The 3,814-nt window shown below is 77.5% G+C and carries 4 protein-coding genes; all 4 read right to left on the reverse strand.

From position 1 onward, the window contains the following. Positions 1-771 (reverse strand): hydantoinase/oxoprolinase N-terminal domain-containing protein (locus PYV61_RS22200; protein ID WP_275835784.1); only part of this gene is annotated, 771 nt, incomplete at its 3' end. A 10-nt stretch (positions 772-781) separates the two neighbouring features. Beyond that, on the reverse strand, positions 782-2,092 hold the full coding sequence (locus tag PYV61_RS22205) for a DUF4105 domain-containing protein (protein ID WP_275835786.1): 1,311 nt from the start codon (positions 2,090-2,092) through the stop codon (positions 782-784). Then, on the reverse strand, positions 2,089-3,090 hold the full coding sequence (locus tag PYV61_RS22210; RefSeq protein ID WP_275835789.1) for a Gfo/Idh/MocA family oxidoreductase: 1,002 nt from the start codon (positions 3,088-3,090) through the stop codon (positions 2,089-2,091). Before PYV61_RS22210 ends, PYV61_RS22205 begins: the two co-directional genes overlap by 4 nt. Further along, positions 3,087-3,814 (reverse strand): hypothetical protein (locus tag PYV61_RS22215; protein WP_275835791.1); only part of this gene is annotated, 728 nt, incomplete at its 5' end. The genes PYV61_RS22210 and PYV61_RS22215, both read right to left, overlap by 4 nt.

Raw genomic sequence — 3,814 nt, forward strand, 5'->3', positions numbered from 1 at the left:
CCCGCTGAGGGCCATCGACGCCGCCGACCGCGACGCCTCGGCGGCCGCGCCCACGCCGCCCCCCGACGTCATCACGCCGGGCGCGGGGAAGCCGCGCTCCGCCAGCCGCCCGCCCAGGCGCTCGAGGTAGCGCCGCACGCGCGGGCGCGCGTACGCCTCGGCCACCGTCGTCGAGGTGCGCTCGTACTCGCGGATCTCGGGGTGCACGTCGCCCGACCGCACCACGTCCACGTCGGGGAGGGCCGCCACGAGCGCGTCGGCCAGCGCGCGCTCGTGCGCGTCGTGCGCGTACGCGTGGAGGAGCGACACCGCGACCGCCTCGGACGCCAGCGCGCGCACCGCCGCGATCGTGCGCGCGACGCCCTCGCCGTCGAGCGCCCGCACGACGCCGTCGGGCGCCATGCGCTCGGGGACCGCGACCGCGTCGCCGCGCGCCACCAGCGGCGCCGGGTGGTGCGCCGACAGGTCGTAGAGCGACGCGCGGTCCTGCCGGCGCAGGTGCAGCACGTCGGTGTGGCCCTCGGTCGCGCACAGCACCACGCGCGCGCCCGTGCGCTCCAGCAGCAGGTTGGTGACCGCCGTCGTGCCGTGCACCAGCCGCCCGACGCGCGCGCCGGGCTCGCCCAGCGCGTCGAGGGCGTCGAGCACCCCCTCGCTCTGGTCCCGCGGGCGGGTGAGCACCTTGGCGATGCGCACCGCGCCGTCCTCCGCGACCGCGGCGAGGTCGGTGAAGGTGCCGCCGACGTCGACGCCGACCGAGAGCGCGCTCACGCGGCCAGGCTCACGCGGCGGCGCGCCGCCCGCGCAGCGCCCACCAGAGCGCGCCGTGCGCCGGCAGGAGCAGCGCGAACAGCTCGGTGCTCCGCTGGCCGATCCCCGGCACCACCGTCAGCAGCGCGCCGAGCGCCGTGGCCCCCGCCAGCACCGCGGCCACCGTCGCGGCGCGCCCGCTCCACCGCGCGCGAGGCTCCGGGCGGCGGAAGCCCACCGCGAGCAGCAGCAGGACGAACAGCAGCAGCGCCAGCGGGCTGACGGCCAGCAGGTTCACGTTGCGCCCCATGAAGACGTGCCGCGTCACCGTCCCCGCGAGCAGCAGCGCGGTCCCGGCGAGCCCGGTCACCAGCGTCCACAGGCCGGCCAGCACCGCGAACCCGGCGTCGCCCCCGCGGCGCCCGGCGGCGCCCGCGCGTCCGAGCGCCAGCAGCGCCCCGCCCAGCGCCAGCCCCGCGAGCCCGTAGCCGAGCGCGTAGCTCGGCGCCCGGGTCCGTTCGGCGTCGCGGTCGGCGACCGCGTGCACGGTATCGGTGCGCACGACCAGCGGGCGCGGCGTGCCGTCGGGCCCCGGGACGCGGACGCGCTCCACGTGCGCGGCCAGCCGCATCGGGACGAAGCTCTCCTCCCACGCGTCGATCGGCGCGTCGGCGGGGTGCCCGAGGGCGAGCTGGATCCCGGTGTACGTCGCCGCGTCCCCCGCCACCAGCCGCCGCGTGTGCGAGCGGTACGACGTGCCGGTCGGCGCGCCGCGCAGCGCGCCGCGCAGCACGCCGCCGGTCGCGCGGTCGATCGCGTCGCGCACCCGCGTCGAGCAGTTGTCGCGGTAGTAGTCGTAGCGGTAGTAGCGGTTCGCCTCGCGCGCGTTCCAGTCGACGAACGCGCGGAGCCCCGCCTTCTGCGCGTCGGTCAGCGCCAGCTCCTGCAGCACGACGCGCCGCCGCTCCACCGTGCCGTAGTGGTCGGCCATCGCGCGCGCGTCGATCGGCTCCATCCAGTAGCGCGTGTCGCCCGTGAGGAAGCGGCTCAGGAAGTTCGGCTGCGCGAAGTCGAACATCCCCCAGTTGTACGCGAGGTCGGTCCCGCGCGCCGGGTCGACGATGCGGATCGCGTTGTGCCCGAACCGCTCCCACACCAGGTCGCCCTGCCCGATCGTCATCAGGTAGACGCGCATCCCCGCCGCCGCCGCGACGTCGGCCGCGGTGGGCGCCGGCGGCCCCTGCGACGCGGCCGCGGCGCCCCCGCGCAGCGCCGACTCCGTGAGCCGCGCCCCGGCGCCTGCCGCGTCGGCGGCCGCGGCGCCGAGCAGCAGGCGCCTCACAGACGGATCTCTTTGCGGTCGTCGGCCGCCCGATAGATCGTCTCGAGCAGGCGCGCCACCGTCACCTGGTCGGACGGGGGCTCGTACGGCGTCTCGCCGCGCAGCACGGCGACGAAGTGCGCCAGCTGCGCGCGGTACGACTGCAGGAACGCGCTGTCGCGCGCCGACGCGCCGCCCGGCGACACGTCCACCGGACGCCCGTTCAGCTCCTTCACCACGCGCAGCGGGGCGAGGCGCGCGCTGCCGCGCGTGCCCAGCACCTCGAACCAGCTGCGCTCGCGCTCCCCGACGTACGCCCACGACACGTCGATCCCCACCGACACGTCGCCCTCGAGCTCCAGCGCGACGAGCATCGTCTCCTCGACCGCGTTGGCGCCGCGGCCGCGCGTCATGATCGCCGAGAGGCGCGTCGGCTCGGCGAAGTTCGCGAGCCACATCGCGAGGTCGAGCAGGTTGAAGCCCTGCTCCAGGAAGGCGCCGCCGCCGGCCTCGGCGCGGCGCTGGCGCCACCCCTGCGGCGCGCGCGGCGCGTACGCGCCCGCCCGCACGCCCACGATGCGCCCGAGCTCCCCCGTCCCGACGAAGCGCGCCAGCGCCTGCACGTCGCTGCGGAAGCGGTGGTTGTTCCCCACCAGCACGCGGCGCCCCCCCTTCTGCGCCGCCGCCAGGACGCGCTCGACGCCGCGCGTCGTCAGCGCCAGCGGGCGCTCGCACAGCACGTCGACGCCGGCCTTGAGCGCGCTCAGCACGTGCGGCTCGTGCAGGTGGTTCGGTGTCGCCACGATCAGCCCGTCCACCACGTCCGACTCGAGCAGCTCCTCGAGGTCGGTGAACACGTCGGGGACGTCGAAGCGGTCGGCGAGCGCGCGGGCGCGCGCGGCGTCGTTGTCGCACAGCGCGACCAGCCGCACGCCGCGCATCTTCGACAGCACCGGCAGGTGCGCCAGCTGCGCGATGGCGCCGCAGCCGGCGACGGCGAGGCGGAGCGGCTCGCTCACCGGCCCCTCCCCGGCGCGCCGGCGTCGAAGCGGTAGTAGGCGCCCGCGCGCAGCGACGCGAAGTGGGCGCCGCCGAACAGGTCGTACCGTGCGTGCATCGTGAGGGTCACGTTCGGGAAGAGCGTCGCGTCGGCCCCGGCGGCGGCGGCGACGCCGAGCGCCACGCCGTCCAGCGTCTGCTCGACGAAGGTGTCGTTGATCGGCACCCCCTCGATGTCGAGAAGATGCACCGCGACCCCGCCGCCGAGGAACGGGCGGATCGCCGCCGCGTCGCCGCGCGCCCCCCGCCGCGCCGCGCGCCGCTCGCGCGGGAACCACCGCAGGTCGGTGCCGAGCGACAGGTCGGAGGTCCGGATCCGGTCGAGACGCACCGGCGCGCCCCCCGCCGCCGCCGAGACGGCGCGCTCCAGCCCGCGCACCGCGGCGTCGGTGTAGCGCGAGCGCCAGTACGTGGTCTCGAACAGCAGCCGCACCCCGCGCGCGACCTCGCCGTAGTCGGCGTGCACCGCGTAGAGCGTCGTCGGCACCACGCGGCGCGGCCACGTCACCCCCACCGCGGCGCCCACGGTCGACAGCCGCAGCCGGTCGACGCCGATCGCCTCCAGCACCGTCGGCCCGCCGCGCCCGAGCGAGCGCGCCACCGCGCTGGCGCGCGCCGCCGAGGCGCTGGCGGCGCGCCGCAGCGAGTCGGCCCGCGCCGAGTCCGCGCGCGTGGAGTCGGGAC

Source organism: Roseisolibacter sp. H3M3-2 (genome assembly GCF_029211165.1).
In the GTDB taxonomy this organism is placed as follows: domain Bacteria; phylum Gemmatimonadota; class Gemmatimonadetes; order Gemmatimonadales; family Gemmatimonadaceae; genus Roseisolibacter.